Genomic DNA, 25,923 nt, shown 5'->3' with positions numbered 1-25,923 from the left:
GTTTTTCTGGGGGCTGGGGCGGGGGCGGGGGCCGAGGCCGGAGGGGTGGCCGGTGTTGATGCGGCCGGTGCGGGGGCCTGGGGCGACCTCCCCGGGCGGGGGGCGGTGTCCACCGTGGCGGGCGTCAGGCTTGCGGTGGCGGGCGTCAGCCCTGCCGTGGCGCGCGTCAGCCCTGCCGTGGCGGGCGCCGCGTTCACCGTGCGCGGGCGTGAGCCGTGCCGTGGCGGGCGCCGCATTCACCGTGCGCGGGCGTGAGCCTTGCGGTGGCCGGCGTGAGCCCTGCGGTGGCGGGCGCCGCGTTCACCGTGATCGGCGGCTGTCTCCCCCGTCCGGCGCGCACCCTGCCGTGGCCGACGGCCCTGCCGTGGCGGGCGCCGCGTTCACCGTGCGCCGCCATCAGCCCTGCCGTGGCCGGCGGTCCTGCCGTGGCCGGCGCCGCGTTCACCGTGCGCCGCCGTCAGCCCTGCCGTGGCCGGCGCCGCGTCCCCCGTGGCCGGCGCCGTCTCCCCCGTCCGGCGCGCACCCTGCCGTGGCCGACGGTCCTGCCGTGGCCGGTCCGGTTCAGCCCGGGAGGCCCGCGCGGCGGAGGGCGGTCAGGGGTTGCCAGGGGGCGTCGGGCGGGTCGGCGGGGCAGCGGCGCCAGACCAGGCCGTCGGGGTGGTGCAGGACGACGGAGATCTCGTCCGGGGTCGGCGGCTCGGCGTTGCCGGTCAGCCGGACCGCACGGAAGCCCAGGTTCCGCACCCGGGTCAGGGCGCGCTGGCGGTTGCGGGCGTGGACCAGGACGCGGATCGCGGTGCCGGCCGGGTCGTCCGGATCACGGCGCGGCAGGACCAGGGCGACGACCACGGTCCCGCCCGGCAGTCTGCTGAATCCTCCGGATGCCACGGTCCGATAATCCGCCCGGACGCCCCCTGATCGCCAGCCGGAGTACGTTTCCGCAGGCCGGAGCAGGTGCGGACCGGACCCGGCGCACCGCGCGCCACCGGCACGCCAGCCGCCCGGAGCACGGCCGTGGCACCCGGCGGACGGCGTGACTCCGTGCGCCCCTTGTGCTCCACACCACAGGTGAGGTGTCGCTTACCGTCCGTTCCGGGCGGGAATCGGGACCCGTAGAGAGTCGCCGGGCGGCACGCCCTTCAGCTGACACCGGTCGTCGACGCCGACCGCCCGGACCGCGCGGATGACCCCCCATCCGCGCGCAGCCCCGCATCAAGGACGGATTCCGCCATGCCGCGTCCGGCTCCCGCCCAGTTCGTCTACGGATCGGCCACCACCGTGCTGTCGGTGCCGGCCGTCCTGCTGCTGTCGGGGGCGAGGTCCGGCGCCGCGGTGGTGCTCGTCGCCGTGGCGGGACTCGTGCTGGGCCTGCTGGTCGCGATGTCGCCGGCCGCGACCGGCCGCACCCGCGGCACGGTGGCCGCCGCCGGGCCGGTGGACGGCGCACCGGTCACCGCGCGCCGGTCCCCCACCGCCCGGCCCGGCCGCCGGACCGCGGCGGACCGCGTCCTCAGCGGCCGCCCCACCCGCCGCTGACGGCGAGTCCTCCGTCCCGGGGCGCACGGATTGCGGCTGGGTCTGTACGGGGGCACGGCTTCGGCTGTACGAGGGCACGGTTTCGGCTGGACGGCGGCACGGCTGACGGCTTCGGCTGGACGGCGGCACGGCTGACGCCTCACGGCTGACGGCCTCCGCGGTCCGGCACGCCGCGTTGAGCGCGACAGGTCCGGCGCGACGCGTTCAGCGTGCGACGTGTCCCGCGCGCCCCCTTCAGCGGGTCGCCTCGACGACGACCGTCTTGGCCGCCTTGTCGTGCAGGCACTGGTGGTAGGGCCGGTCCCAGAGGCACCACACCACGTTGACCAGCCAGAACACCGAGCCGCAGCACGGCACGATCGGCGGCAGCGCATAGACGGCCGCGCGGGTCCAGCCGGGGCTGCCGACCGGCGTGGCGCCGTTGTCCAGCAGGGCGACCCTGATCCTCATCGCCATCTTGCCGACGGTCTGGCCGCGGGTGGTCAGCATGTAGCCGTCGTAGGCGAAGTAGACCAGGCCGTAGACCAGGTCCTGCCAGAAGCTGCGCAGGTTGGCGTTGTAGCCGAAGCCGCCGAACGCGAAGTACATGATCACACCGAGCGGCACACCGATGAGCAACGCGTCGATGATCCGGGCCACCAGCCGCTTGCCGCGGTTCGCCAGCGGCGGCATGCCGGCCAGCGGATCGGCCATGCCGGGCCCGTACGGCTGTCCGGGCGGCGGAGGCCCGTAGGGCGGCGGTGTGCCACCGGGCGGCGGGGCGCCGTAGGGCGGCGTGCCACCGGGCGGTGACCCGTAGGGCGGGGTGCCGCCGCCGGGCCCTGCGGGTCCCGCGGGCCAGGAGGATTCCGGGGGTCCGGAGGGCGAGCCGTCCGGCCGCTTCCCGAACGGGTCCCGCTGAGGCTGGTCTCCGGAGCCGGGCGGCGGCTGTTCGGTACTCATGCGTCGAGTCAAACCCGGCGCGGTATCCCCCGCCCGTGCGCGACGGCCGTCCGGGGGACACCGCACCGCCGCTCCCCCGGCGCACCGCCGGTGCGGTCACGCTCCGCTGGAGCTCCTGTTCGACCTGTGCGGATGAAGAACAAGCTGAGGCGGGAGTTCACGGCACCGGTGGGGTTGCCGCCCGGTGCGGCTCGTTCCGCCACCGGCACGGCCCCATCGGACCGGACACTTCCGAAAACCGTTGACTGCTCGTTGACACTCGCAACGGTATTCCGGACAGACACCGCCCGACCGGCTGCCCGACCGCTCGCCACACGAACCCGCCCGCCGGCCGCAGTCAGGTAACGCGTGACGCGACAGGGAGCCGACGCAGCAGGTGCTCGACGGCGTCGGAATGTTCCTCGGACCGGATCACCGACCTGGTCATTCTCCGGCCGTGAGAGTGCGTCTGCCGCCGCAGGACGTTCCGGGAGAAGCGTCACGATCCGGGACGCGGTCCGCCTCGGCCCGGCCGACCATGCCACCGCGGTCACTGCCGCCCAGCTCCGCGACGTCACCGAACGTCTCATCACGGCAGGTCAATGGGTGCCGGGTGAGCCGGACATCACCAACGTGACGGACGCCGGCCACGACGTGACCCGTCCGGCCCGGGTGCTGCGGTACCTGCCGTCGCGCTGGTCGGCGGCGTCCGTGGTAACCGGGTGATGCGGCTGCCGAAGCCGCCTCGCGTCCACGACCCGAAGGGCGGCCGGCCGCCGAAGCACGGTCCGGAGTTCCGCTTCGCCAAACCCGAGGCCCTGGCCTGAACCGGCGGTCATGGCCCGCACCGCCACCGCGAACCACGGCAAGGCCGTCACGCAGGCGTGGGACCGGGTCCACCCGCGGCTGACCCACCGGGCGGCCCCGCCGGTGGTCGTGGTCATCGAAGACCAGCGCCGACGACGCGGACGTCGACCGGGGGTGGCAGGTGTTCCTGCGGCGCTTCGACCTGGAGCACACCTTCCGGCTGTTCCAGCAGACCCTGGGCCAGACATGGCCCCGCCTGCGGGAACGCGGCTGGGCGCGGCTGGTCATCGCCGCATGCACCCAGTTCCGGCTCGCCCGCCCGATCACCCCGCGAGCTGCGACACCCGAGGGAGAAACCAGCCGCACCTGCCCTGCCCCGCCGGAGCACCGAAACCCCACCGGCCCGGCCCCGGACGACCGCCCGGCGGGGCGCCTTCGTCAGTCGTCCGCGGCCACGAACGTACGGGCCACCTTGTCGTGCCAGCACTGGCGCCAGGGCCGGTCGAACAGGCACCAGGCGACGTTGACGACGCCGACCAGCACGAAGTCCAGCACCTGGCGGAGCAGCATGCGGCGCAGCGCCTGGCCGAAACCGGGCGTGATCTGCGACTCGATGTCGAGCACCTGGAGCCGGAAGAGCTTCTTGCCGAGGGTGCGGCCCCACTTGACGGTGGGGAGCACCTCGTACAGGAGCCCGGCCAGCAGCATGGCGCCGAGCAGCACGGCGAGGTACGCGCCGGTGGTGCCGTCGATCAGCCAGACCTGGACGTTCTCGCCGCTGAGCCGGGCGGCGTCGATCTTGTGCTGGAGGTGGTGCAGCGAGCCCATGGCCAGCGGATACGTGGCCGCCGAGACGACCGCGCCGACCAGCAGGGTGTCCAGCACCCGGGCGGCGAGGCGGCGGCCGGTGCCGCCGGGTCTGGCGGGCTGGGCGGCCGAGGCGAACGGGTCGCTGGCCAGCGGCCGCCACGGCAGCACCACGGGGTCCGGGGCACCGGGTACGGCGGGCGCGCCGGCCCCGGCCGCCGGGCCGTCCTGCCGGGCGAGTTCGCCGACCTGCCGCTGCCACGGCACCCCGCCGCCGTCGCCGGGCGGCGGATAGCCGTAGCCACCGGCGGCGGCCGGCAGCTGCCGCTCCGGGTACCCGTAACCGCCGGGCGCCGACGGGGTCGCCGGCGGCGCGGTCCGCGGGTACCCGTAGCCGCTCTCCTGCGGCTGGGGCTGCGGCTGCGGCTGCGGTACGGCAGCGGGTTCCGGGCGCGCGGGGCGCGGGAACGGCGTGGGGGCGGAGGCGTGTGGCGGCACGGCGGCCGACGCGGGGGCGGCCGGTGCTGCGGCGGCCGGTGCGGGGGCCTGGGGAGCGGCGGCGGCCGGGGCGGGGGGCTCGGGGGCCGGGGCGGCGTCAGCGGCGGGCCAGTCGACGTGCCGGGCGTCCCGGGAGCCGCCGGAGCCGTGGCCGTCACCGGAGCCGTGGCCGGGGCCGGAGCCCTTCCCGGAGCCGTGGTCGCCGTCGGAACCGGCTCCGAAGCCTGCCCCGGAGCCGTGGTCGGGGTTCCGGTGCGGGTCCGCCGGTGTTCCGTGCTGGGCGCGGGGAGCGGCGGGGTCCTCGTCGAGGAACATCGGGCCGGACTCCTCGACCGACGCCGGTCCGCTCCGCGACGGGACCCGCGGCGGGACGCGCGACGCGGCCGGGGCGGGCGTGGCGCGGGTGCCGGGCGGCGGGGGAAGTTCCTCGCCGGGGCCGGGCTGCGGGCGGCTGGTGCCGGGCACCCAGGCGGTGCCGTCCCAGTACCGCACGTAGCCGGGAATGGACGGGTCGGGGTAGTACCCCTCGCGGGGTGCTTCCGCGCTGCCGCCTGCGGAGGTCACCAATGCCCTCAACTCCCCTCTGTGCCGTGGACGCAGGCAAGACAGTAACGAAGAACGAGGCCGGCGCACGACGCATACCGCGACCGTTCGGCCGTCGAACGGGTGCAGGGGACGGAGGGGCCGGGCGGCGGGGACGTGAGGGCCGGGCGGACGCGGGTGCGCCGATTCCCCTGTAGCGGTTCGACGGGCCGTCGCGGGCGCGTTCGGGAAAACCCGTGCCGGGCAGGCGAAGTCGCGTAAGGGTGTGGGTCACACGTGCTCTCTCCGGTGCGGCCCCCCGCAGCACCGGTTGCGTCACTCCGCCAGGGGCCGTCGAGGAAAGGACGTCGTCCGCATGCACACCGTGGTGGAAAGCGAACTGGAACTGAATCTCGTGCTGTCGCCGGAACACAGCGTTCCGGTGCCGGCCAGACTGTCGTACCGCGCGGACGATCCGTTCGCCGTGCACGTCGCCTTCCACGTCGGCTCCGAGGCGCCGGTGAACTGGACGTTCGCCCGCGACCTGCTGGTGGAGGGCGTCTTCCGGCCCAGCGGCCACGGGGACGTGCGCATCTGGCCGACGAAGGTGGAGGGCCGCTCGGTGGTCTGCCTGGCGCTCAGCTCCCCGGACGGCAGCGCGCTGGTGGAGGCGCCGGCCGGGCCGATCGGCGCCTGGCTGGAACACACCTTCGACGCGGTCGCCCCCGGCACCGAGGCCGGCCGCCTCGGCCTCGACCACGGTCTGGTGGCCCTGTTGTCCGCCACCTCGCGCGACGAGTCGCCGGACAGCGGGAGTTGACCCCGGATGCCGCGAACACCGGTACCCGCGATGGGATTTCACCCGTACGGGGGACACCGGGGGCGTCCGTACGGACCCGGCCGGTGCGGCGGGCGGACCTGGCCGGTGAGGTGCGCGGACCCGGCCGGTGCGGCGGGCGACCGGTGCCGCGCGCCCGCCGCGAGCCGCTGGACGCGCCCTAGGAGCGCGGTTCGTCCTCGGCGACGTACCGCAGACCGCGGCACAGCGCGTCGATGTCGTCGATCGCGGCGATCACCCGGCCGGGGTGGGGGTGCACGGTGCGGACGCTGACGATCAGGTCGAGGTGCTCGACGTACCAGGCGTAGCGCAGGCCGACGAGGATGCCGCCGTAGGCGTCGTCGCGGTCGCGGCAGTAGCGCAGCGCCCGCAGCCCGCTGCCGAGCCCGGCGGCGGTGAACTCCTCGACCAGCGGCGGCTCGACGGCCTCGGGGTCCTCGACGGCGAGGGCGTAGCGCAGGTCGGACTCGGGGTCGGTGGTGCGCGGGTAGTCGCCGACGTAGACCGGCAGGGGCACGTCGCGCGGTCCGGGCAGGTGCAGGTAGATCTCGTAACCGGGCAGCGGGCGCGGGCAGTTGTCCGCGCAGTAGGCCAACACCTGGGCCAGGGAGTCGACTTCGTCGCCGCGTGGGGTGAGCGGGCTGTCGTTCCACACCGCGTTCGCGGCGATGACCGCCCAGGTCGCCGGGTCGGGGAAGTCCTTCTCGAACCCCGGCGCCGGCCAGTCGGTGGGCAGCGCGATCCACCGGGCCGGATCGCGCAGCCCGGACTCCAGGAACTGCTCGGTCATCGCGTCCTCAACTCCCCCGCGATCGGCGGCCCTTCACCCTCGACGCCACCCCGCGTCCGGCGGAACGCGACCGCCCCCGCCGCCACGACCGTTCCCGCGACCGCCCCCGCGACCGCTCTCCTTCGCGCTCCCGCCCGCGCCATCCGGCTGTTCCCTCTCCTGGTCCGTTCCCTGGTCCGCGCCCGCCCGCACGCCCCGACAGGTCGGCATCCTAGGTCTGAACCATTCGTCCCACAGCCCCTGTTCACCCGTTCGTGCGACACCGGTTACGGCCATCCGTCGCGGGCCGGGAAGCGGGAGCGGTGGGACCGGTGAACCTGGTCGGGCGGCGCGGCGGCTTCCCGGCGTCGGGCGCAGGCCCGCGCGAAACGTGCACCCGGTCCGGTCCCCCCAGCCACGCCCTGCGGTGACGCGGCCGCCCCCGGTCAGAAGACCTTGCCGGGGTTCAGGATGCCGTAGGGGTCGAAGACGTGCTTGAGGGAGCGGTGGAGGTCGAGGCTGACGGGGCCGAGTTCGCGGGCGAGCCAGTCCTTCTTGAGCAGGCCGACGCCGTGTTCGCCGGTGATGGTGCCGCCGAGGTCGAGGCCGAGGGCCATGATGTCGTCGAAGGAGGCGCGGGCGCGGGCCGCGGCGGCCGGGTCGGCGGGGTCGAAGCAGACGACGGGGTGGGTGTTGCCGTCGCCGGCGTGCGCGCACACGCCGATGACCAGACCGTGGCGGGCGGCGATCTCCGCGACGCCGTCGAGCATGGCGGCCAGCCGGGAACGCGGCACGGCGACGTCGTCGATCATCGTGGTGCCGGTGACGCGTTCCAGGGCCGGCAGCGACAACCGGCGTGCCTGGAGCAGGAGTTCGGACTCGGCGGCGTCCTCGGCGGGGACCACGGCGGTGGCGCCGGCCGCGGTGCACAGTTCGGCGACGGCGGCGAGGTCGGCGGCCGGGTCGGGGGTGTCGAACGCGGCCAGCAGCAGCGCCTCGGTGGTCTCCGGCAGCCCCATCCGGGCCAGGTCGTTGACCGCGCGGATCGTGGTGCGGTCCATCAGCTCCAGCAGGGACGGGGTGTGGCCGCGTTCCATGATGGAGCAGACCGCCGCGCAGGCGGTGGCGGCGGACGGGAACTCGGCGGCCAGCGCGAGCTGCCGGGGCGGGGCGGGCCGCAGGGCGAGCACCGCGCGGACCACGACGCCCAGGCTGCCCTCGGAGCCGACGAACAGCCGGGTCAGGTCGTAGCCGGCCACGCCCTTGGCGGTGCGGCGCCCGGTGCGCAGCAGGCGGCCGTCGGCCAGCACGACGTCGAGCCCCAGGACGTACTCCGCGGTGACGCCGTACTTGACGCAGCACAGGCCGCCGGAGCCGGTGCCGATGTTGCCGCCGATGGTGCACTGCTCCCAGCTGGAGGGGTCCGGCGGGTAGTACAGGCCGCGTTCGGCGACCGCGCGGGACAGCACCGCGTTGACCACGCCGGGCTCGACGACCGCGATCCGGTTGACCGGGTCGATCTCCAGGATGCGGTCCATCTTGACCAGTGACAGCACCACGCAGCCGTCGACGGCGTTGGCCGCGCCGGACAGCCCGGTGCGGGCGCCCTGCGGGACGACCGGCACCCGCAGCTCGCAGGCGGTGCGCATGACGTGCTGGACCTGTTCGACGGTCCGGGGCAGCACGACGGCCGCGGGCGCGCCGGCCTCGCAGAAGCCGGCCATGTCGCGGGCGTACGAGACGGTGACGTCCGGATCGGTCACCACCGCCTCGGCGGGAAGTGCGGCGCGCAGTCGGTCCAGGAGGTCGCCCATGGGTCCACCCTGACACCGACCGCGCGCCGGCGGAAGAACCGGCCGCCGGGCGGCGGGGCCCCGGCCGGCGGGCCGGCGGCCGCGCCGCCACGGGCTCACAGGTTGCCGCGGCGCTCCTGCTCGCGCTCGATGGCCTCGAACAGCGCCTTGAAGTTGCCCTTGCCGAAGCCCAGGGAGCCGTGCCGCTCGATCATCTCGAAGAAGACCGTCGGGCGGTCCTGGACCGGCTTGGTGAAGATCTGGAGCAGGTAGCCGTCCTCGTCGCGGTCGGCGAGGATCTTCAGCTCGCGCAGCGTCTCCAGCGGCACCCGGGTGTCGCCGACCCACTCGCCGAGCGTGTCGTAGTACGAGTCGGGGGCGTCGAGGAACTCCAGGCCGGCCGCCCTCATGGCCCGCACGCTGGCAACGATGTCGTTGGTGGCCAGCGCGATGTGCTGCACGCCGGGACCGCCGTAGAACTCCAGGTACTCGTCGATCTGCGACTTGCGCTTGCCGGCGGCCGGCTCGTTGAGCGGGAACTTCACCTTGCGGGTGCCGTCCGCGACGACCTTCGACATCAGCGCGGAGTACTCGGTGGCGATGTCGTCGCCGACGAACTCCTTCATGTTGGTGAAGCCCATGACCTGGTTGTAGAACGTCACCCACTCGTCCATCCGGCCGAGTTCGACGTTGCCGACGCAGTGGTCGATGGCCTGGAAGAAGCGGCGCTCGACGGGGGCGACGATCGGCTCGGCGGCCACGAACCCGGGCAGGTACGGGCCGTCGTAGCCGGTGCGCTCCACCAGGGTGTGGCGGGTCTCGCCGTAGGTGGCGATCGCGGCGAGCACCACGGTGCCGTTGTCGTCCTTCAGCTCGTACGGCTCGGTGAGCCCGGTGGCGCCGTGCTCGACGGCGTAGGCGTAGGCGGCGCGGGCGTCGGGGACCTCGATGGCCAGGTCGACCACGCCGTCGCCGTGGGCGGCGACGTGCTCGGCGAGGAAGCGGCCGTGGTCGCTCACCGCGGTGATGACGGAGGTGAACACGAACCGGGCACCGCCGGACTCCAGGACGTAGGAGGCGGTCTCACGGCTGCCGTTCTCCGGCCCCGCGTAGGCGACCAGGCGCATGCCGAAGGCGGTGGAGTAGTAGTGGGCGGCCTGCTTGGCGTTGCCGACGGCGAAGACGACGGCGTCCATGCCCTTCACGGGGAAGGTGTCCGGGGTCTGAGTCATACCGAAAGGCTCCCGCCGCGGGCCATAGTGCGCAATAGTTCGTGAATTCGCTACGCATCTTGCACAGCCGTAGGGCGGATGCGTGCGGCAATCTGTACAGGATGACCACGGGATGACCGGCGGGAACGCGCACCGGCGGTTTCCGGCCGGGCGGGAGGTGCGCCGCACGTCCCGGCACAACGAGCGGGAGGTGCGGCGATGGGGATCGACGAGCTGGACGGGCGGCTGATCCGGCTGCTGGCGGCGGAGCCGCGGATCGGCGTGCTGGAGGCGTCCCGGCGGCTGGGGGTGGCCCGCGGCACCGTGCAGGCACGTCTTGACCGCATGCGGGACAACGGGGTGATCCGCGGCTTCGGCCCGGACGTCGACCCGGCGGCGCTGGGCTACCCGGTGACGGCGTTCGCCACGCTGGAGATCCAGCAGGGCCAGGGCGTCGACGTGCGCGAGCACCTCGCGGCCGTCCCGGAGGTGCTGGAGCTGCACACCACCACCGGCGAGGGCGACATGCTGTGCCGCCTGGTGGCCCGTTCCAACGCCGACCTGCAACGCGTCATCGACCGGGTCGTCGGCTTCGGCGGCATCGTCCGCGCCTCCACCGCGATCGTCATGGAGAACCCGGTGCCGCTGCGGGTGATCCCGCTGGTGGAACAGGCGGCGCGGGACGGGTCGCTCCAGCGGGGGACGCACGAGGGGTGAGGGGGCGCGGCGGCGCGTCCGACGAGGGTGGCGACCGGCAGGCCCCCGCGATCGGAGGTCTGTTCAGAAAACCGTTGTACGTGTCAACGAGCAGTCAACGGTTTTCCGAACCCCCGAGTCCGCCGAGCGCGCGCCGCGCCGCGCCGGACGTGGCCTCCCGCCCCGTCAACACGTGGCCGTACGTCCCCCCGCGTCGATCGCGGCGAGGGCCGACAAGGCCTGGTCCAGCGTGTCGACCGGGACGACGCGCAGGCCGGCCGGGGTGACCGCCTTGGCGTCGGTGCATTCGGCGCGCGGGACCAGGAAGACGGTGGCGCCGTCGCGGCGGGCGGCCTGTTCCTTCAGCTGGACGCCGCCGACCGCGCCGACCGCGCCGGCGGTGGTGATCGTGCCGGTGCCGGCGATATCGCGGCCGCCGGTGAGGTCGCCGCCGTGGCCGTCGCCGTCGATGAGGTCGATGATGCCCAGGGTGAACATCAGGCCCGCGCTCGGTCCGCCGACGCCGCTCAGCCGCAGGCCGATCTTCACCTTCGAGGGCGACAGCTTCAGGTGGCGCAGCGCGGCGGCCGTCGCGGCGTCCTGCGACTGCCGCATCTCGGCGTTGTTCTGCGCCTCGACCTGCTTCACGGAGGTCGCCGGGTAGACCGCGTCGTGCGGCAGCGCGGTCTCGTCGGTGCGGAACCAGGCGCCGACCACGTCGGACAGGTGGATGGCGGCCCACGGCTCGGTGGCGGAGATGGTGACCATCCGCAGCTGCCCGGCCGTCCTGCGCACCGGGGCACCGGTCACCGTGATGACCTTCGCACCGCTCCGGCTGCCCAGGACGTTCGCGGTCAGGCCCGGTTCGGCGATGGTCACCGGCAGCGGTGCGAACCCGGCCACCGCGAGCAGCGCGACGACGAGGGCGGAACAGGCGGCGATGGCGACGGTACGAGAGGACACCCCCGCATTACAGCACCTCCGCCCGGACCTCCGGCGCGGTGGTCGCCGCGGGCGGGCGTCGGGCGTCACGGTCTCACCGCATGCGGGTGGCCCACTCCTGGATCTTCTTGATGCGTTCGTTGAGCTGGCCGGCGGTGGCCTCCGCGCTGGGCGGGCCGCCGCACACGCGGCGCAGTTCGTTGTGGATGACGCCGTGCGGCTTGCCGGACTGGTGGGTGTAGGCGGAGACCATGGTGTTGAGGCTCTTGCGCAGCCCCAGCAGTTCCTTGTGGGTGATCACCGGGCGGCGTTCGGCGGGGAGTTCGATCAGGTCGGCCTCCTCGTCGGGGCGGCTGCGGCTGTGCGCGATCTGCCGGGCCTGGCGGCGCTGGAGCAGCATCTGCACCTGGTCGGGTTCCAGCAGGCCGGGGATGCCGAGGTAGTCCTGCTCCTCCTGGCTGCCGGGGTGGGCCTGCATGCCGAACTCGGCGCCGTCGTAGAGCACCCGGTCGAAGACGGCGTCGGACTGGAGCGCCTCGAACGGCAGTTGGTCCTCGGTGACCTCGTCCTGCTGCTTCTCCGCCTCGGCCAGGAGCTTGTCCTCCTCGGCGTAGGGGTCCTCCTCGCCGCCCTCCTTGCGGGGCTTGTCGAGGACGTGGTCGCGTTCGACCTCCATCTCGTTGGCGAAGGTCAGCAGCATCGGGATGGTGGGCACGAAGACCGACGCGGTCTCGCCGCGCCGCCGGGAGCGGACGAAGCGGCCGACGGCCTGGGCGAAGAACAGCGGGGTGGAGATGGTGGTCGCGTAGACGCCGACCGCCAGCCGCGGCACGTCGACGCCCTCGGAGACCATCCGCACCGCCACCATCCAGCGGTCCTCGGAGTGGCTGAAGTCGTCGATGCGCTGCGAGGCGCCGGTGTCGTCGGACAGCACGACGGCCGGCCTGGTCCCGGTGATCTGGCGGATCAGCTTGGCGTAGGCGCGGGCGGAGTCCTGGTCGGTGGCGATGACCAGGGCGCCGGCGTCCGGGATGGACTTGCGGACCTCGGTGAGCCGCTTGTCGGCGGCCCGCAGCACGTTGGGGATCCACTCGCCGGTCGGCGCCAGCGCGGTGCGCCACGCCTGGCTGACCGCGTCCTTGGTCATCGGTTCGCCGAGCCGGGCCTCCAGCTCGTCGCCGGCCTTGGTGCGCCAGCGCATGTTCCCGCTGTAGGACAGGAAGATCACCGGACGGACGACCCCGTCGGCCAGCGCGTTGCCGTAGCCGTAGGTGTAGTCGGCCAGCGAGCGGCGGATGCCCTGGTTGTCCTCGCCGTAGGTGACGAACGGGATGGGGTTGGTGTCGGAGCGGAACGGGGTGCCGGTCAGCGCCAGCCGGCGGGTGGCCGGTTCGAAGGCCTCGAAGCACGCCTCGCCCCAGGACTTGGAGTCGCCGGCGTGGTGGATCTCGTCGAGGATCACCAGGGTCTTGCGCTGCTCGCAGCGGTTGCGGTGCAGCATCGGCCGCACGCCGACGCCCGCGTAGGTGATGGCGACCCCGTCGTAGTCCTTCGACACCGGTCCCGCGCTGTAGTCCGGGTCGAGCTTGATCCCTATCCGGGCGGCGGCCTCGGCCCACTGCTTCTTCAGGTGCTCGGTGGGGGCGACGACGGTGATCTGCTGCACCACGTGGTTGTGCAGCAGGTACGACGCGAGGGTCAGCGCGAACGTGGTCTTGCCGGCCCCCGGGGTGGCCACCGCGAGGAAGTCGCGCGGCTGGGTCTCGACGTACCGGTCGAGCGCCCCCTGCTGCCAGGCCCGCAGCTTGCCCGCCGTACCCCACGGGGCACGGCCGGGGAACGCGGGCGACAGATGATGGGAGGCGGTCGTCGACGTGCTCACGGTCTCCTCAGTCCAACCCTCGGGGCTCGATACGAAAACCGTCACAGCTTATCGGCCGCCGCCCCGCACCCCGCCCCCGCCCGGCCCGCGCCGGGTCGGCCCTGGTCGGCCCCGGTCGGCGGCGTCAGGCCGGGCCGGCGCCGGCCGGGTCCGGGCTCGGGTTCGGGTCCGGGCTGAGGCTCATGAGGTTCTGCGGCCGGGGGTAGGGCGCGAAGCCGACCCGGGCGTAGAGGCCGTGGGCGTCGCCGGTGGCCAGCAGGACCCGCTGGAGGCGGTACGGCGCGAGGTGGTCGCGGACCGCGGTGGCCAGCCGGACGCCGAGGCCGGCGCCGCGGTGCGCGGGGTCGACGTAGACGTCGCACAGCCAGGCGAAGGTGGCGTGGTCGGTGACGACCCGGGCGTAGCCGGCCTGGGCGCCGGTGGGGGCGTAGAGGCCGAAGTTCACCGAGCCGCGGGCTGCGGCGTCGACGGTCTCGCGGGACCGGCCCAGCGCCCAGTAGGCGTCGGTGGACAGCCAGTGGTGGACCAGCGCGAGGTCGAGGCGGTCGGGGTCGGTGTCGATGGTGTAGCCGTCGTCGTGGGTGGCGTTCATGGCCGGGATGGTAGGCGTGAACGCGCGGGGCCCGGAAGCGAATTCGCCTCCGGGCCCCGCGTGTCAGCTGTTTCCCGCCGTTCTTCCGCGATTCCTGCGCCGAACGGTCCGCCGAACGGTCGGCCGAATTCCGCGATCAGTACGCGGAGTTCACGTTGTCCATCGAACCGTAGCGGTGCGCGGCGTAGTTGCACGCGGCGACGATGTTCGCGACCGGGTCGTAGATGTTCTTCGACGTGCCCGCGACGTGGTAGGTCGCGAAGGTCGGCGGAATAACCTGGAGCAGACCCTTGGAGGGAATGCCGGCCTTGGCGTTGACGTCCCACAGGTTGATCGCGTTCGGGTTGCCGCTGGACTCCCGCAGGATGTTGCGGTGGATTCCCTCGTAGCTGCCGGGAATGTTGTGCTGGTGCATGATCGACAGCGCCTGGAGTATCCAGCCGTTGAGGTTGTCCTGGTAGACGGGAGCGGCCTTGGCGACCGTCCTGGCGTCGACCTGGGCCACCGCCCCGGCCGGGTGCCTGACGGCCTTCTTCGTGTCGTTCTTGCGGGCGGTCGCGGTGTGCGCCACGGCCACGGCCGGCTTGGCCTTCTTCGCGACGACGGCCTTCTTCGCGACGGCGGCCTTGGTGGCGACGGCGGCCTTGGTGTGCGCCGGCGCCGGGGCCTTGCCGGCCGCGTCGACCAGCTGCCGCACCAGCTCGGGGTGGGCGGCGTCGGCCTTGGCGGTGACGGCGCCCGCAGCGGGGGTCCCGACGGACTTGGCGGTGCCCGCTACGGGCAGGTGGCTCGGATTCGCGGCCTGGACCGATCCCGGCACAACCGCGACCGCCAGGACAGAGGCTCCGACGACGGCGACGCCGGCCGCGGACAGCTTCTGCGTCCGGGTCATGCGGGAAGCGGCGTTGCGAATGTTCTGAGTGGTGCGGTTGAAGGTGGCGGGAATGGGCATGGGTTACGTGTCCTATCCGGTTGCTGGGTCGCAGGCGCCTTATGGCGAAAACGCCGTGTTGCAGCACGGCGCCCTGCGGCTCGGCAATTCTTAGCGCCCGGAAAATCGCATGGCAAAGGTGTGACGTACTACGGAGGATCGTTGATTATCCGTAGGCGGAGGACGCACCGTCCGGCCGCCGGGCGCCGAATTCGGCCTTTACGGAGTCTTCACATCTCGACTACATACGTTCGTACGTGCCCCAGGCCCTATGCCCAGCGTCACACCGCCGCGGTCCCGGCGTCGCCCTGGGTATACCGGCCGCTACGCGGAAGTCCCCCCGACGTGTCGTTCGGGGGGACTTCCGCGTACCGTTCCCCGCACACCGCGGAACCACCGCGGAACGCTGGGGGACCTATAGGCGTACAGGGGAGCGAAGGGTGACCGGGCGGGCGGCCGGGCCGCCCGCACACCGCGGGCACGCGCCGCCCGCGGCGGCGCCTTCACGGCACGAGCGGGCCGTCAGGCTCCGGTGGGGCGGGCCACCGCGGCCTGCGGGCGGATGGGGAGGCGGCCGACCGGGCGGCCGGTGGCGGCGCGGACGGCGGAGGCCACGGCGGCCGGGGAGACCACCACCGGGATCGCGCTGACCGCCTTGGCGCCGAAGGGGGCGACCACGTCCCGTTCCTCCAGCAGTGCCACGATGCGCACCCGGGGGGCGTCCAGCGCGGTGGGCAGCGCGTAACCGGTCAGCGACGGGCGCTTGATCACCCCGCGCGGCGCCCGCAGGTCCTCCATCAGCGCCATGCCGACGCCCTGGGTGACGCCGGCCTCGATGCGGGCGGCGACCTGGGCGGGGTTCAACTGCCGGCCGACGTCCTGCGCGACGGCCATCTCGACCACCCGGACGGTGCCCAGCTCGATGTCCACGTCGACCACGGCCCGGATCGCGGCGAAGGCCAGGCCCACGAAGGCGTCGCCCTGCCCGTTCTCGTCCAGCGGCTCGGTGGGGTGCGGGCGGCACTGCGCGGTGGCCCACAGCTCCTTGCCGTCCAGCGCCTCGGCGACCGTGGTGGACAGCACGCCGTCGTAGCTGGTGATCTTGCCGTCGGCGATGGACAGCAGCTCCACCGACATGCCGAACTTCGCCGCCAGCGGTTGCAGCAGCTGGGTGCGGACCATCTTCGCGGCCCGTTCCACCGCGCCGCCGGACACCCAGGTGTGCCGGCCGCGGGCCGACGGGCCGGCCGGCGGCTGGTCGGTGTCGGCGGCGGAGACCGTGACGTCCTCCACCCCCAGCACCTCCTGCACGATCTGCCGGGCCAGCGTGGTGAAGCCCTGGCCGGTCTCCACCGCGGCGCAGATCACGGTGGCCGAACCGCCGAGCACCTTGACCGTGGCGGTGGACACCTCGTCGTGGCCCTCGGCCCCCAGCATGTGGACCATGCCCAGCGCGTAGCCGACGCCGCGGCGCACCGCGCCCGGCTCGCCGGAGCCCTCCAGGCCGCCGGGCAGCAGCCACTCCTCCTCGTCGTCGGCGGACGGCAGCGGCGGCAGCTCGGCGTCCCGCACCGCCTTCAGCAGTTCACCGACCGGCGCCGGGCAGGTCACCGTCTGGCCGGTGGGCAGCGGGTCGCCGGTGGCCATCACGTTGCGCATGCGCAGCTCGGCCGGGTCCAGGCCCAGCCGGGCGGCGAGCTTGTCCATCTGCCCCTCGTAGGCGGAGCACACCTGCATCGCGCCCTCGCCGCGCACGTGGCCGGACGGCGGGTTGTTGGTGCGTACCGCCCAGCCCTCGACGAAGACGTTCGGCACGACGTAGGGGCCGGCGGCGAACGCGACGGCGGCGGCCAGCGCGTCGGAGGAGGTGTCGGCGTAGGCGCCGGCGTCCAGCAGCAGCTGGGCCTCCACCTTGACCAGCCGGCCCTCGCCGTCGGCGTGGTGGCGGTAGCGCAGCAGGGCCGGGTGCCGGTGGGCGTGGCCGAGGAAGGACTCCTCGCGGGTGGCGACCAGCTTGACCGGGCAGCCGGTGCGCAGCGCCAGCAGGCCCAGCGGCAGGCCGAAGCCGGCGTCCTCGCGGTCGCCCATCGCGCCGGGCACCCCGGTGACCACGACCTTGACCCGGTCCGTCTCCAGCGCCAGGCAGGCGGCGGCGGTGTCGCGGTCGGCGTGCGGGTCGGTGGAGGCCAGGTACAGCTCGACGCCGCCGTCCTGCCGGGGCACCGCGAGGCCGGCCTCGGCGCCGACCGGCGCGGGGTCCTGGCGGCCGACCCGGTACAGGCCCTCCACGACGATGTCGCCGACCGCGTCCGGGTCGCCGTGGCGCAGCGGGATGTGGCGGATGAGGTTGCCGTCGGGGTGCAGGGGGTCGGCGGAGAAGGCCTTCTCCGGGTCGGTGACCGGTGGCAGCACCTCGTACTCGACCGCGATGGCGGCGGCGGCCAGCCGGGCGGTGTCGGGGTGGTCGGCGGCGACGGCGGCGATCGGCTCGCCGTGGAAGCGGACGACGTCGTGCGCGAAGACCGGGCGGTCGGCGGTGCTGCGGCGGCCGTGGGTGGTCTCGCCGGGCACGTCGGCGTGCGTGACGACGGCGTGCACGCCGGGCATCGCGGCCGCGGCGGCGGTGTCGAGGGAGAGGATGCGGGCGTGCGGGTGCGGTGAGCGCAGCACGGCGGCCCACAGCAGGCCCTCGGCCCACAGGTCGGCGGCGTAGGGGAAGACGCCCTTGGTCTTGGCCTCGGCGTCGGTCCGCGGCAGCGAGCTGCCCAGCCCGTGCCGGCTGTCCTCGGCGCCCTCGGCGGGCGGGTCGGCCGGTGCGGCCGGCCCGGCCAGGGAGGGGGTGGCTGTCGCCGCGTCGGGTCCGGTCATGACGAGGCTCCGTCCGGGTCGCCGGTGGACTGGTGCGGGATGCGGGCGGTCCCGGCGGCGAACAGCTCGTTGCCGGAGGCGAAGGCCGGCTCGTGGCCCGGATCGTGCCCGGCCGCCTGGCGTTCCGCCTCGTGCGCTTCCTGGGCGGCCTCGTGGGCCGCCTCCCGTTCGGCCGAGACGCGTTCCACCGCGTTGAGCACGCCCTGGTAGCCGGAGCAGCGGCACAGGTTGCCGGCCAGGGCGGCCCGGGTGCGCAGTTCGGTGGGGCGGTGGTTGCCCTCCAGCAGGTCGTGCACGGTCATCGCCATGCCGGGCAGGCAGAAGCCGCACTGCACCGCGCCGCACTCGGCCAGCGCCCGCTGCACGTCGGAGGGGTGGCCGTCCCGGGCCAGGCCCTCGACGGTGCGGACCTCGCTGCCGGCGGCGGTGGCGGCGGGCACCAGGCAGGAGGCGACCAGCCGGCCGTCGACCTGGACCGAGCAGGCGCCGCATTCGCCCTGTTCGCAGCCGTCCTTGGCGCCGGCCAGGCCGAGGCGTTCGCGCAGCACGTACAGCAGGGACTCGCCGAGCCAGGCGTCGGTGACCGGCCGGTCGGTGCCGTTGACGGTCAACACGTAGGAGGCGGTGGGGTGTTCGCTGTGCGGTTCGGGCAGCGCGCCGTCCTCGGCGTCCTGCGGCACGTCCGGCGCGGCCTGCGGCGGGGCGTCGGCGGCCGGCAGGCCCGCGGGGTCGTCCGGGAAGCCCGCGGGGTCGTCCGGGGAGGCCTCGGGGAAGCCCGCGGGGTCGTCCGGCGGGGCGTCCGGGCCAGTGCCGGGCTCGGGGCCGGCCAGGTCGGCGGGCGGCTCGTAGGACTCGGGCCCGGCGGCCGGCTCCGGGAGCTGCTCGGACTCCGGGTGCGGCTCGTCCTGCGCGAGGTCCTGTGCGGCGGCGCCGGCCGCGTCCGGGCCGGCCGGGTCGGTGAAGCCGCCCGGTGCGTAGTCCTCGGGCGCGTACTCCTGCGGCCCGTCCCCGGGCGCGTACTCCTGCGGCGCGTCCTCCGGCACGTACTCCTGCGGCGCCTCCTCGGGCGCGTACTCCCGCGGCGCGTCCCCGGACGTGTACTCCTGCGGCGCGTCCTCCGGCACGTACTCCTGCGGCCCGTCCTCGGGCGTGTACTCCCGCGGCGCGTCCTCCGGCGCGTACTCCTGCGGCGCGAACCCGGCCGGGGGGAAGTCGGCCGGTGCGGCGGGGGACGGCGCGAAGTCCCCGGAGGCGTAGTCCTCGGGGAGCGGGTCGGTCAGCGGGTCGGGCAGCGGATCGGTGAGCGGGTCCGCGACCGGGCCGGGGGCGTACTCGTGCGGGGCGTGGGACTGCGGCTCGCCGGGCGCGAACTCCCCCCCGTCGGGCGGGGGTTGGTACGCCTCGGGGGCGTAGGGCTGCTGGTAGGCGCCGGGGTAGTGCGCGGCCTGCGGCGCCGGGGGGTCCAGCGGCGGGGTGACGACCGCGCCGAGCGAGTACTCGCCGGACTCCTCGGCCGGGTCCTCCGGCGCGAACGGCACCGACCACTGCTCGGCCGCCGCCTGCTCCTCGGCCTGCGGCGGCACGTGTTCGGCGGCCGGGTGCCACACTCCGCCCTCGGCCGGCTGCTGCTGCTGCTGCTGGTAGTCGTCGTGCTGGGGTACGTAGGGCTGCGGGACGTATCCGTGGCCCGGGGCGGCCAGCGGCTGTTCGCCGGTGCGCAGCGCCTCGAAGTCGAAGTTGCCGGCGAACTGCGTGCTCATGGTCGCCTCGGCGTCGAACTCGCCGTTCTGCGCCAGGGGTTGCCACACCCCGCCGCCCGGCGCGAACCCGCCGGCCGGCACCTCGCCGTGGCCGGCGGCCGCGGTGCCGTCGCCGAGCGGGTACGTGCCGTCGTACACCCCCTGGTAGGGGGTCTGGTAGTTCTCGTAGCCACCCTCGTACGGGTGCTGGTACTGGCCCTCGTCGCCGGCGTAGTCGTCGCTCACGAAAGCGCCCTCCCCAGTGCGCGGCGGGACAGTGCGGCCACGGTGCGCCGCAGGTGGAGCACGGCGGGCGGCAACTCGCCCTCCGCGGGATCGGGCGGGTCCGGGATGCAGGACATCGCGACGTATTCGCCGAACGCGGTGCACGCCTCGGGGTCGAGGGTGCGGGCGCCGTCCCAGTCGATGAGGCCGGCCACCCAGGCCTCCGCCTCCAGCGGGCGCAGCGGCATCGGGGCGACCGCGCCGACCGCGATCCGCACGCCGCGCCGGGCCGGGTCGAGGACCAGGGCGACCGAGGCGGCGGCCCGGCCGGGGCCGGTGCGGCCGGTGGCCTTCAGGAAGGTCTGCGGCGCGTGCAGCAGCGGGGCGCGCACGAAGGCCAGCAACTCCCCCGGGCGCAGCGGGTCCATGCCGGTCAGCAGGTGGCTGACCGGGACCTCGCGGCTGCCTTCGGGGCCGGCCAGTACGACGGTGGCCTCCAGCGCGGCGAGCACCGGCAGGGCGTCACCGGTGGGCGCGGCGGTGACGATGTTGCCGCCGAGGGTGCCGGCGTTGCGGATCTGCGGGGGGCCGGCGGCCCGGGCGGCGGCGGCCAGCGCGGGGATGAGGGCGGCGAAGTCGGGGCGGCCCATGCGGGCGTGGGTGAGTCCGGCGCCGAGCAGCGCGTTGCCGTCGGCGTACTGCCAGCCGCGGATCTCGCTGATCCGGCCGAGGCCGACGAGTCCGGCGGGGCGCAGCAGGCCGGAGTTGACCGCGGCCATCAGGTCGGTGCCGCCGGCGACCGGCACGGCTGCGGGCATGGCTTCCAGGGCCGCCACCGCCTCGTCGAGCGAGGCGGGCAGCGTCACCGTGCGTCCCGTCTGCCGTGCGTACGTGGTCACGCAGCTGTCCCTTCCACGGCGTCAGCAGGTCGTCGCCGACCGTCCCGGCCCTCACCGTCCTGTCGGCCGTACGGTACGTGCTGACAGCGCGGTGACGGCAACTCTGGCACATGTTCCGGCCCGATCAACCCGAGGGCCCGCGAAGGGCGGCTCTGTCCTGATACAGGCCGATCATCCGATTGCCCATCCCCCCGCCCTCTCCTGGCATTTCGCGGCGTACGACACCCGTTGCGCCATTTACCCGGCGGTCAGCCTGCCACTTCCGGCGGGACGGCGGGGGGACAATCCGGCACAGCTCACACGATCGGGGGCGGCCCGGCGATCGGGCGTCCGGCGACCCCGGGCCGGCGCTGCCACGGGTGGGGGCCGCCGGGCGGGCGGTATTCGACGCCCAAGGCGTCAAGCCGCTGGTAATGCGTGGACATTCGCGCGGTGAAGTCCTCGTGGTCGCGCCGCTCGGGGGCGGGCAGGTCGGACCAGACCACCTCGGCGAAGGCCGAAAGTCGCGGGAAGACCGCGTAGTCGACGGCCCGCACGCTGTCCAGCACCTCGGTCCAGATGTTGGCCTGCGCGCCGATCACCCGTTCCTGCGCGGGTGTTCCGGCCAGCCGCGGCGGTACCGGTTCGAAACGGTGCACGTCCTCCAGGGTCCGTACGAAGCCGATGGGCACCGGTTCGTCGGGCCCGGCGTGCTGGCGGTGGTCGAGGTAGACCTGCTGCTCGGGGCACATCACGACGTCGTGCCCGGCCTCGGCCGCCTTGATGCCGCCGCCGTAGCCGCGCCAGGAGGCAACCAGCGCGCCGGGCACCAGGGAGCCGCCCTGGAGGATCTCGTCCCAGCCGGCGAGCTGCCGGCCGCGGTCGGCCAGCCAGCGCCCGAAGTGCCCGATGAACCAGCTCTGCAGGGCCTCCTCGTCGCGCAGCCCCAGCTCGCGGATCCGGTCCTGCGCCGCGTCGGACTTCATCCACTGTTCCTTGGGGCACTCGTCGCCGCCGAGGTGGATGACCTTCGACGGGAACAGGTCGAGGACCTCGGTGAGCACGTCCTCGTAGAACCGCAGCACGCCCTCGGTCGGGGCGAGCACGTTGACGTTGACGCCCCAGCTCGTCAGCACCCCGAGGGCCGCGGTGTCGACGACGTCGGCGTTGCCCAGTTCGGGGTAGGCGGCGATGGCGGCCTGGGAGTGGCCGGGGACGTCGATCTCCGGCACGACGGTGATGTGCCGGGCGGCGGCGTAGGCGACGATCTCGCGGATGTCGTCACCGGTGTAGAAGCCGCCGTGCGGGCGTTCGTCCCACAGCGGCGACTCGCGCAGCCCGACCTTGGTCCGCTCCCGCCACGCGCCGGTCTGCGTCAGCCGCGGGTAGCGCTTGATCTCCACCCGCCAGCCCTGGTCGTCGGTCAGGTGCAGGTGCAGCACGTTCAGCTTGTGCGCCGCCATCAGGTCGACGTACCGCAGCACGACGTCCTTGGGCAGGAAGTGCCGGGCGACGTCCAGCATGAACCCCCGCCAGCGGAACCGGGGCCGGTCCTCGACGAGCACCGCGGCGATCGACGGCGCCGGGCCGCCCAGCGCCGCCCGGCGGAAGGCGGCCGGCCCGCACAGCTGCCGCAGGGTCTGCGCGCCCCAGAAGACCCCCGCCGCGTCCCCGCCGGTCAGCGTGACCGCCTGCGCGGTGACCTCCAGCCGGTACGCCTCCGCGCCCAGCTCCGCGTCGATCCGCAGCCGGACCGCGGCGCCGTCCGCCCCCGGCGCCAACTCGGTCCCGAACGCGGCCCCCAGCACCCCCCGCAGCCACCGCGCGGTCCCCCCGGTGCCCGGCCCGGCGTCCAGGGTGGCACCGGCGGTGAGGACGAAGGGCTCGGCCGCCGGGTGCGGGGTCACGTGCCGCGGCGCCGGGATGAGATCCATGCGTTCCATACGCCCATCCTGTCAGCGCCCGCCGGCGCTGTCCCGGGCCAGGGTCACCCCGGATGGCGAACGCGTTCCGCCGCGGTGCGGGCGGGGGCGGACCGGCCCGGGGCGAGCAGGCCGGCCCCGGCGGGCCGCACCGCCCGCCACTCGGCTCCGGCAACCCCCGGCCGGGCTACTTCTTCCCGCCGTCCTTGCCGCCCTTTCCGCCCTTGCCGTCCCCGCCGCCGAGTTCCATCGACTCGAAGATCTCCTTGCACATCGGACAGACCGGATACTTCTTCGGGTCGCGGCCCGGCACCCAGACCTTGCCGCAGAGCGCCACCACCGGTGATCCGGAGAGCGCGCTCTCCATGATCTTGTCCTTCTGGACGTAGTGGGCGAAGCGCTCGTGGTCCCCGTCACCGTGCGACACCTGGGGCGTGGGCTCGACAAGGGTTCCGGTACCCGCCCCGCGCTCGGGCTCAAGAGTGCTCATGGCGAACAAGCCTAAATGACACACCGGGGCAGTGGTCCCGTTCGGGGACGGATCTTCAGTTCAGGGACGGATCGTCGGGATAGGTGGCCACCATCGCCAGTTCACCGCGCTGCCGCCGAAGCACCGCCCGCCACAGCCGTTCCGGAGCGGGGGCGGAGACGTCGCCGGGTTCGGACTCCACGACGTACCAGGCGCCCTCGCCGACCTCCTCCTCCAGCTGGCCGGGGCGCCAGCCCGCGTAGCCGGCGAAGATCCGCAGCGAGCCCAGTTCGGCGGCGAGCAGTTCCGGTGGCGCCTCCAGGTCGACCAGGCCGATCGCGCCGTGCACCCGCCGCCAGCCCAGCGGGCCGGGGTCGTCGGCGCCGCGGTGGTCGCCGGGGACCACCGCGAGGGCGAGCGCGGAGTCCAGCGAGACCGGGCCGCCCTGGAAGACCACCCGGGGCATGCCGGCCAGCGCGGCCCACGGGGCCAGCACGTCGCCGACGTCGACCGGGGTGGGCCGGTTGAGGACGACGCCGAGCGTGCCTTCGGCGTCGTGGTCGAGCAGCAGCACGACCGCGCGGTCGAAGTTCGGGTCCGCCAGGGCGGGTGACGCCACCAGCAGCCGCCCGGTGAGCGAGGACACCTCCGTCATGCCGACATGATCCCGCATTACGCCGCCGCGCGGGCGGTTCCGGCCGGGCCCGGCGCGCACGGATCGCCGCGGGGGCGCGAACCGGCCGTTCCGGTGACGTTCGCCACCCGGGCCGCGTTCCGGTGGAACCCGTACGGCGCCGCATCCGTCCCATTCGACAGCCCCCGGCCGACGGCGGCAGCCGCCACCCGTGTCATACGTAACAGCCGTATGGCGCAGGGGTGTCCGGGGTTGACGGGAGTAGGGGGCCAGGGCTTTACCATGTGTTCCGAACCATTTGTTCCGAACCGGTACGAGCCCGTCCCCGTACGCCGGGAGCGACCGCTCCCGCATCCCCCGTTCTCCTTCTTCAGGAACGCGAGCCTCATGACCGACGACGTCCTGCTTGTCCACGGCGGCACCCCGCTCGAGGGCGAGATCCGAGTCCGCGGTGCGAAGAACCTGGTCCCCAAGGCGATGGTGGCCGCGCTGCTGGGCGACGAACCCAGCCGGCTGCGGAACGTCCCCGACATCCGGGACGTCCGCGTGGTGCGGGGCCTGCTCCAGCTGCACGGGGTCACCGTCGGTCCCGGCGAGGAGGCCGGCGAACTGGTGCTCGACCCCTCGCACGTGGAGAGCGCCAACGTCGCCGACATCGACGCGCACGCCGGCTCCTCCCGCATCCCGATCCTGTTCTGCGGCCCGCTGCTGCACCGGCTCGGCCACGCGTTCATCCCCGGCCTCGGCGGCTGCGACATCGGCGGCCGGCCGATCGACTTCCACTTCGAGGTGCTGCGGCAGTTCGGCGCGACCATCGAGAAGCGGCCGGAGGGCCAGTACCTGGAGGCGCCGCAGCGGCTGCGCGGTACGAAGATCCGCCTTCCGTACCCGTCGGTGGGCGCCACCGAGCAGGTGCTGCTGACCGCGGTGCTCGCCGAGGGCGTCACCGAACTGGCCAACGCCGCGGTGGAACCGGAGATCGAGGACCTGATCTGCGTCCTGCAGAAAATGGGCGCGATCATCTCCATGGACACCGACCGCACCATCCGCATCACCGGTGTCGACCGGCTCGGCGGCTTCAACCACCGCGCGCTGCCGGACCGCCTGGAGTCCGCCTCCTGGGCGAGCGCGGCGCTGGCCACCAAGGGCGACGTCTACGTGCGCGGCGCCAGCCAGCGCGAGATGATGACGTTCCTCAACACCTTCCGCCGGGTCGGCGGCGCGTTCGAGGTCGACGACGCCGGCATCCGCTTCTGGCACCCCGGCGGCCCGCTCAACGCGATCGCCCTGGAGACCGACGTCCACCCCGGCTTCCAGACCGACTGGCAGCAGCCGCTGGTCGTGGCGCTGACCCAGGCGTCGGGCCTGTCCATCGTGCACGAGACGGTCTACGAGTCGCGGCTGGGCTTCACCAGCGCCCTCAACCAGATGGGCGCGCACATCCAGCTCTACAGCGAGTGCCTGGGCGGCACGCCGTGCCGTTTCGGCCGCCGCAACTTCCTGCACTCCGCGGTCGTCTCCGGCCCCACCAAGCTCCAGGGCGCCAACCTGGTCATCCCCGACCTGCGCGGCGGCTTCTCCTACCTCATCGCCGCGCTGGCCGCCCAGGGCACGTCCCACGTGCACGGCATCGACCTGATCAACCGCGGCTACGAGAACTTCATGGACAAGCTGCGGGCGCTGGGGGCGCATGTGGAACTCCCCGCACCCGTGGAGTCGTAACGCGGAGCAGGACGCCACCGGGGCCCACGACCGCCACCCGGCCGGGGGCCCGGGGGTCGCCCCCGGACAGACACAGCATGGACAAGCTGCGGGCGCCGGGAGCACACGTGGAACTCCCCGCACCCGTCGAGTCGTAACGCCGAACAGGACGCCACCGGGGCCCACGACCGCCACCCGGCCGGGGGCCCGGGGGTCGCCCCCGGACAGACACAGCATGGACAAGCTGCGGGCGCTGGGAGCACACGTGGAACTCCCCACACCCGTCGAGTCGTAACGGGTTCGGGAGCGGACAGCACGAAGGGCGGCCCCCTCGCGGTGGCCGCCCTTCGCGGTGGAGCGCCTGGGGTTACTTGCCCTTGGCGGCTTCCTTGAGCTTGGAGCCCGCGGAGACCTTGACGGTGTAACCCGCCGGGATCTGGATCGGGTCACCGGTCTGCGGGTTGCGGGCGGTGCGAGCGGCACGGTGAGTGCGCTCGAAGGTCAGGAAACCGGGGATGGTGACCTTCTCGTCGCCCTTGGCGACAATTTCACCGGTCACCTCCGCGAGGGCGGCCAGAACGGCGTCGGCGTCCTTGCGGGTCACCTCGGCGCGCTCCGAAAGTGCAGCCACCAGCTCACTGCGGTTCATATTCGTACTCCCGTGTTCTTCTTGCCGTTATTGCGATCTCCGGCCGCCCCATAAGGGGCGCCGCCGCGTTGAAGCCGATGCTGCCAGGGTCGT

Annotated in this window: 21 protein-coding genes and 1 pseudogene; 5 read left to right on the top strand and 17 right to left on the bottom strand. The window is 74.0% G+C overall.

The window, feature by feature from the left end; genetic code table 11:
• Positions 1-561: 561 nt before the first annotated feature.
• Positions 562-888 carry a hypothetical protein gene (locus POF43_RS25290; protein ID WP_271325177.1) on the bottom strand — a complete coding sequence of 109 codons (327 nt, stop codon included), beginning with the start codon at positions 886-888 and terminating at the stop codon, positions 562-564.
• A gap of 342 nt (positions 889-1,230) precedes the next feature.
• Here POF43_RS25290 and POF43_RS25285 point away from each other — a divergent pair, with 342 nt between their 5' ends.
• Positions 1,231-1,536 carry a hypothetical protein gene (locus POF43_RS25285; RefSeq protein WP_271325178.1) on the top strand — a complete coding sequence of 102 codons (306 nt, stop codon included), beginning with the start codon at positions 1,231-1,233 and terminating at the stop codon, positions 1,534-1,536.
• Positions 1,537-1,770: 234 nt separating this feature from the next.
• Here the strand turns inward: POF43_RS25285 and POF43_RS25280 are convergent, their stop codons facing one another.
• Entirely contained in the window at positions 1,771-2,478 is a 708-nt protein-coding gene (locus tag POF43_RS25280; protein WP_271325179.1) for an RDD family protein, read from the bottom strand.
• A gap of 483 nt (positions 2,479-2,961) precedes the next feature.
• Between POF43_RS25280 and POF43_RS35210 the strand changes: the two are divergent.
• A pseudogene (locus POF43_RS35210) lies at positions 2,962-3,690 on the top strand (transposase); the annotation flags it as partial.
• 12 nt (positions 3,691-3,702) lie between these two features.
• Here the strand turns inward: POF43_RS35210 and POF43_RS25275 are convergent.
• Positions 3,703-5,133, bottom strand: coding sequence for an RDD family protein (locus POF43_RS25275; protein ID WP_308217763.1), 1,431 nt, complete (start codon positions 5,131-5,133; stop codon positions 3,703-3,705).
• A 334-nt stretch (positions 5,134-5,467) separates the two neighbouring features.
• Here POF43_RS25275 and POF43_RS25270 point away from each other — a divergent pair, with 334 nt between their 5' ends.
• Entirely contained in the window at positions 5,468-5,911 is a 444-nt protein-coding gene (locus POF43_RS25270) for an SsgA family sporulation/cell division regulator (protein WP_271325857.1), read from the top strand.
• A 178-nt stretch (positions 5,912-6,089) separates the two neighbouring features.
• Here the strand turns inward: POF43_RS25270 and POF43_RS25265 are convergent, their stop codons facing one another.
• The 3 genes from POF43_RS25265 to hppD form a co-directional block, all read right to left on the bottom strand.
• The gene (locus tag POF43_RS25265; protein WP_271325858.1) at positions 6,090-6,719 is read right to left on the bottom strand and encodes a hypothetical protein; all 630 of its coding nucleotides are present in this window, start codon (positions 6,717-6,719) and stop codon (positions 6,090-6,092) included.
• Between the two features lie 425 nt (positions 6,720-7,144).
• Entirely contained in the window at positions 7,145-8,512 is a 1,368-nt protein-coding gene (locus POF43_RS25260) for an FAD-binding oxidoreductase (RefSeq protein ID WP_271315999.1), read from the bottom strand.
• 95 nt (positions 8,513-8,607) lie between these two features.
• On the bottom strand, positions 8,608-9,723 hold the full coding sequence (gene hppD, locus POF43_RS25255; protein WP_271315998.1) for a 4-hydroxyphenylpyruvate dioxygenase: 1,116 nt from the start codon (positions 9,721-9,723) through the stop codon (positions 8,608-8,610).
• A gap of 198 nt (positions 9,724-9,921) precedes the next feature.
• On the opposite strand from hppD, the gene POF43_RS25250 reads away from it, so the two are divergent.
• Positions 9,922-10,419, top strand: coding sequence for an Lrp/AsnC family transcriptional regulator (locus tag POF43_RS25250; RefSeq protein ID WP_271324745.1), 498 nt, complete (start codon positions 9,922-9,924; stop codon positions 10,417-10,419).
• Between the two features lie 165 nt (positions 10,420-10,584).
• On the opposite strand, the gene POF43_RS25245 is transcribed toward POF43_RS25250, so the two are convergent.
• The 10 genes from POF43_RS25245 to POF43_RS25200 form a co-directional block, all read right to left on the bottom strand.
• A complete protein-coding gene (locus POF43_RS25245; protein WP_271315996.1) occupies positions 10,585-11,361 on the bottom strand; it encodes a S16 family serine protease in 777 nt (258 codons plus the stop codon).
• Positions 11,362-11,434: 73 nt separating this feature from the next.
• Positions 11,435-13,222, bottom strand: a complete 1,788-nt coding sequence (locus POF43_RS25240; protein WP_271324744.1) for a DEAD/DEAH box helicase — start codon at positions 13,220-13,222, stop codon at positions 11,435-11,437.
• Positions 13,223-13,346: 124 nt separating this feature from the next.
• The gene (locus POF43_RS25235) at positions 13,347-13,814 is read right to left on the bottom strand and encodes a GNAT family N-acetyltransferase (RefSeq protein ID WP_271312909.1); all 468 of its coding nucleotides are present in this window, start codon (positions 13,812-13,814) and stop codon (positions 13,347-13,349) included.
• Between the two features lie 136 nt (positions 13,815-13,950).
• Complete coding sequence (locus POF43_RS25230) at positions 13,951-14,706, bottom strand: transglycosylase SLT domain-containing protein (protein WP_271324145.1); 756 nt, start codon at positions 14,704-14,706, stop codon at positions 13,951-13,953.
• A 561-nt stretch (positions 14,707-15,267) separates the two neighbouring features.
• Positions 15,268-17,613, bottom strand: coding sequence for a xanthine dehydrogenase family protein molybdopterin-binding subunit (locus POF43_RS25225; RefSeq protein ID WP_271324146.1), 2,346 nt, complete (start codon positions 17,611-17,613; stop codon positions 15,268-15,270).
• On the bottom strand, positions 17,610-19,598 hold the full coding sequence (locus tag POF43_RS25220) for a (2Fe-2S)-binding protein (protein ID WP_271324147.1): 1,989 nt from the start codon (positions 19,596-19,598) through the stop codon (positions 17,610-17,612). Before POF43_RS25220 ends, POF43_RS25225 begins: the two co-directional genes overlap by 4 nt.
• A complete protein-coding gene (locus POF43_RS25215) occupies positions 19,595-20,476 on the bottom strand; it encodes an FAD binding domain-containing protein (RefSeq protein WP_271312905.1) in 882 nt (293 codons plus the stop codon). The genes POF43_RS25220 and POF43_RS25215 overlap by 4 nt, the downstream gene beginning before the upstream one ends.
• Before the next feature lie 296 nt (positions 20,477-20,772).
• Positions 20,773-22,389 carry a beta-N-acetylhexosaminidase gene (locus POF43_RS25210; RefSeq protein WP_282704769.1) on the bottom strand — a complete coding sequence of 539 codons (1,617 nt, stop codon included), beginning with the start codon at positions 22,387-22,389 and terminating at the stop codon, positions 20,773-20,775.
• A 175-nt stretch (positions 22,390-22,564) separates the two neighbouring features.
• On the bottom strand, positions 22,565-22,867 hold the full coding sequence (locus POF43_RS25205) for a DUF3039 domain-containing protein (RefSeq protein ID WP_271312904.1): 303 nt from the start codon (positions 22,865-22,867) through the stop codon (positions 22,565-22,567).
• 55 nt (positions 22,868-22,922) lie between these two features.
• Positions 22,923-23,501, bottom strand: coding sequence for a YqgE/AlgH family protein (locus tag POF43_RS25200; protein WP_271312903.1), 579 nt, complete (start codon positions 23,499-23,501; stop codon positions 22,923-22,925).
• Positions 23,502-23,867: 366 nt separating this feature from the next.
• Here POF43_RS25200 and murA point away from each other — a divergent pair, with 366 nt between their 5' ends.
• Positions 23,868-25,202, top strand: coding sequence for a UDP-N-acetylglucosamine 1-carboxyvinyltransferase (gene murA / locus POF43_RS25195; RefSeq protein ID WP_271312902.1), 1,335 nt, complete (start codon positions 23,868-23,870; stop codon positions 25,200-25,202).
• A 346-nt stretch (positions 25,203-25,548) separates the two neighbouring features.
• Here the strand turns inward: murA and POF43_RS25190 are convergent, their stop codons facing one another.
• Entirely contained in the window at positions 25,549-25,830 is a 282-nt protein-coding gene (locus POF43_RS25190; protein WP_271312901.1) for an HU family DNA-binding protein, read from the bottom strand.
• Positions 25,831-25,923 lie beyond the last annotated feature (93 nt).

The organism is Streptantibioticus silvisoli (genome assembly GCF_027947535.2).
Lineage (GTDB): Bacteria > Actinomycetota > Actinomycetes > Streptomycetales > Streptomycetaceae > Streptantibioticus_C > Streptantibioticus_C silvisoli.
The sequence above is the reverse complement of the archived record's forward strand: the minus strand, read 5'-3'. Positions and strand labels throughout refer to the sequence as shown.

Coding starts and splice junctions, on each gene's coding strand:
- POF43_RS25285 (WP_271325178.1), top strand. CDS start 1,231: ATGCCGCGTCCGGCTCCCGCCCAGTTCGTCTACGGATCGGCCACCACC.
- POF43_RS25280 (WP_271325179.1), bottom strand. CDS start 2,478: ATGAGTACCGAACAGCCGCCGCCCGGCTCCGGAGACCAGCCTCAGCGG.
- POF43_RS25270 (WP_271325857.1), top strand. CDS start 5,468: ATGCACACCGTGGTGGAAAGCGAACTGGAACTGAATCTCGTGCTGTCG.
- POF43_RS25265 (WP_271325858.1), bottom strand. CDS start 6,719: ATGACCGAGCAGTTCCTGGAGTCCGGGCTGCGCGATCCGGCCCGGTGG.
- POF43_RS25260 (WP_271315999.1), bottom strand. CDS start 8,512: ATGGGCGACCTCCTGGACCGACTGCGCGCCGCACTTCCCGCCGAGGCG.
- hppD (WP_271315998.1), bottom strand. CDS start 9,723: ATGACTCAGACCCCGGACACCTTCCCCGTGAAGGGCATGGACGCCGTC.
- POF43_RS25250 (WP_271324745.1), top strand. CDS start 9,922: ATGGGGATCGACGAGCTGGACGGGCGGCTGATCCGGCTGCTGGCGGCG.
- POF43_RS25235 (WP_271312909.1), bottom strand. CDS start 13,814: ATGAACGCCACCCACGACGACGGCTACACCATCGACACCGACCCCGAC.
- POF43_RS25230 (WP_271324145.1), bottom strand. CDS start 14,706: ATGACCCGGACGCAGAAGCTGTCCGCGGCCGGCGTCGCCGTCGTCGGA.
- POF43_RS25225 (WP_271324146.1), bottom strand. CDS start 17,613: ATGACCGGACCCGACGCGGCGACAGCCACCCCCTCCCTGGCCGGGCCG.
- POF43_RS25210 (WP_282704769.1), bottom strand. CDS start 22,389: ATGGATCTCATCCCGGCGCCGCGGCACGTGACCCCGCACCCGGCGGCC.
- POF43_RS25205 (WP_271312904.1), bottom strand. CDS start 22,867: ATGAGCACTCTTGAGCCCGAGCGCGGGGCGGGTACCGGAACCCTTGTC.
- POF43_RS25200 (WP_271312903.1), bottom strand. CDS start 23,501: ATGACGGAGGTGTCCTCGCTCACCGGGCGGCTGCTGGTGGCGTCACCC.
- murA (WP_271312902.1), top strand. CDS start 23,868: ATGACCGACGACGTCCTGCTTGTCCACGGCGGCACCCCGCTCGAGGGC.
- POF43_RS25190 (WP_271312901.1), bottom strand. CDS start 25,830: ATGAACCGCAGTGAGCTGGTGGCTGCACTTTCGGAGCGCGCCGAGGTG.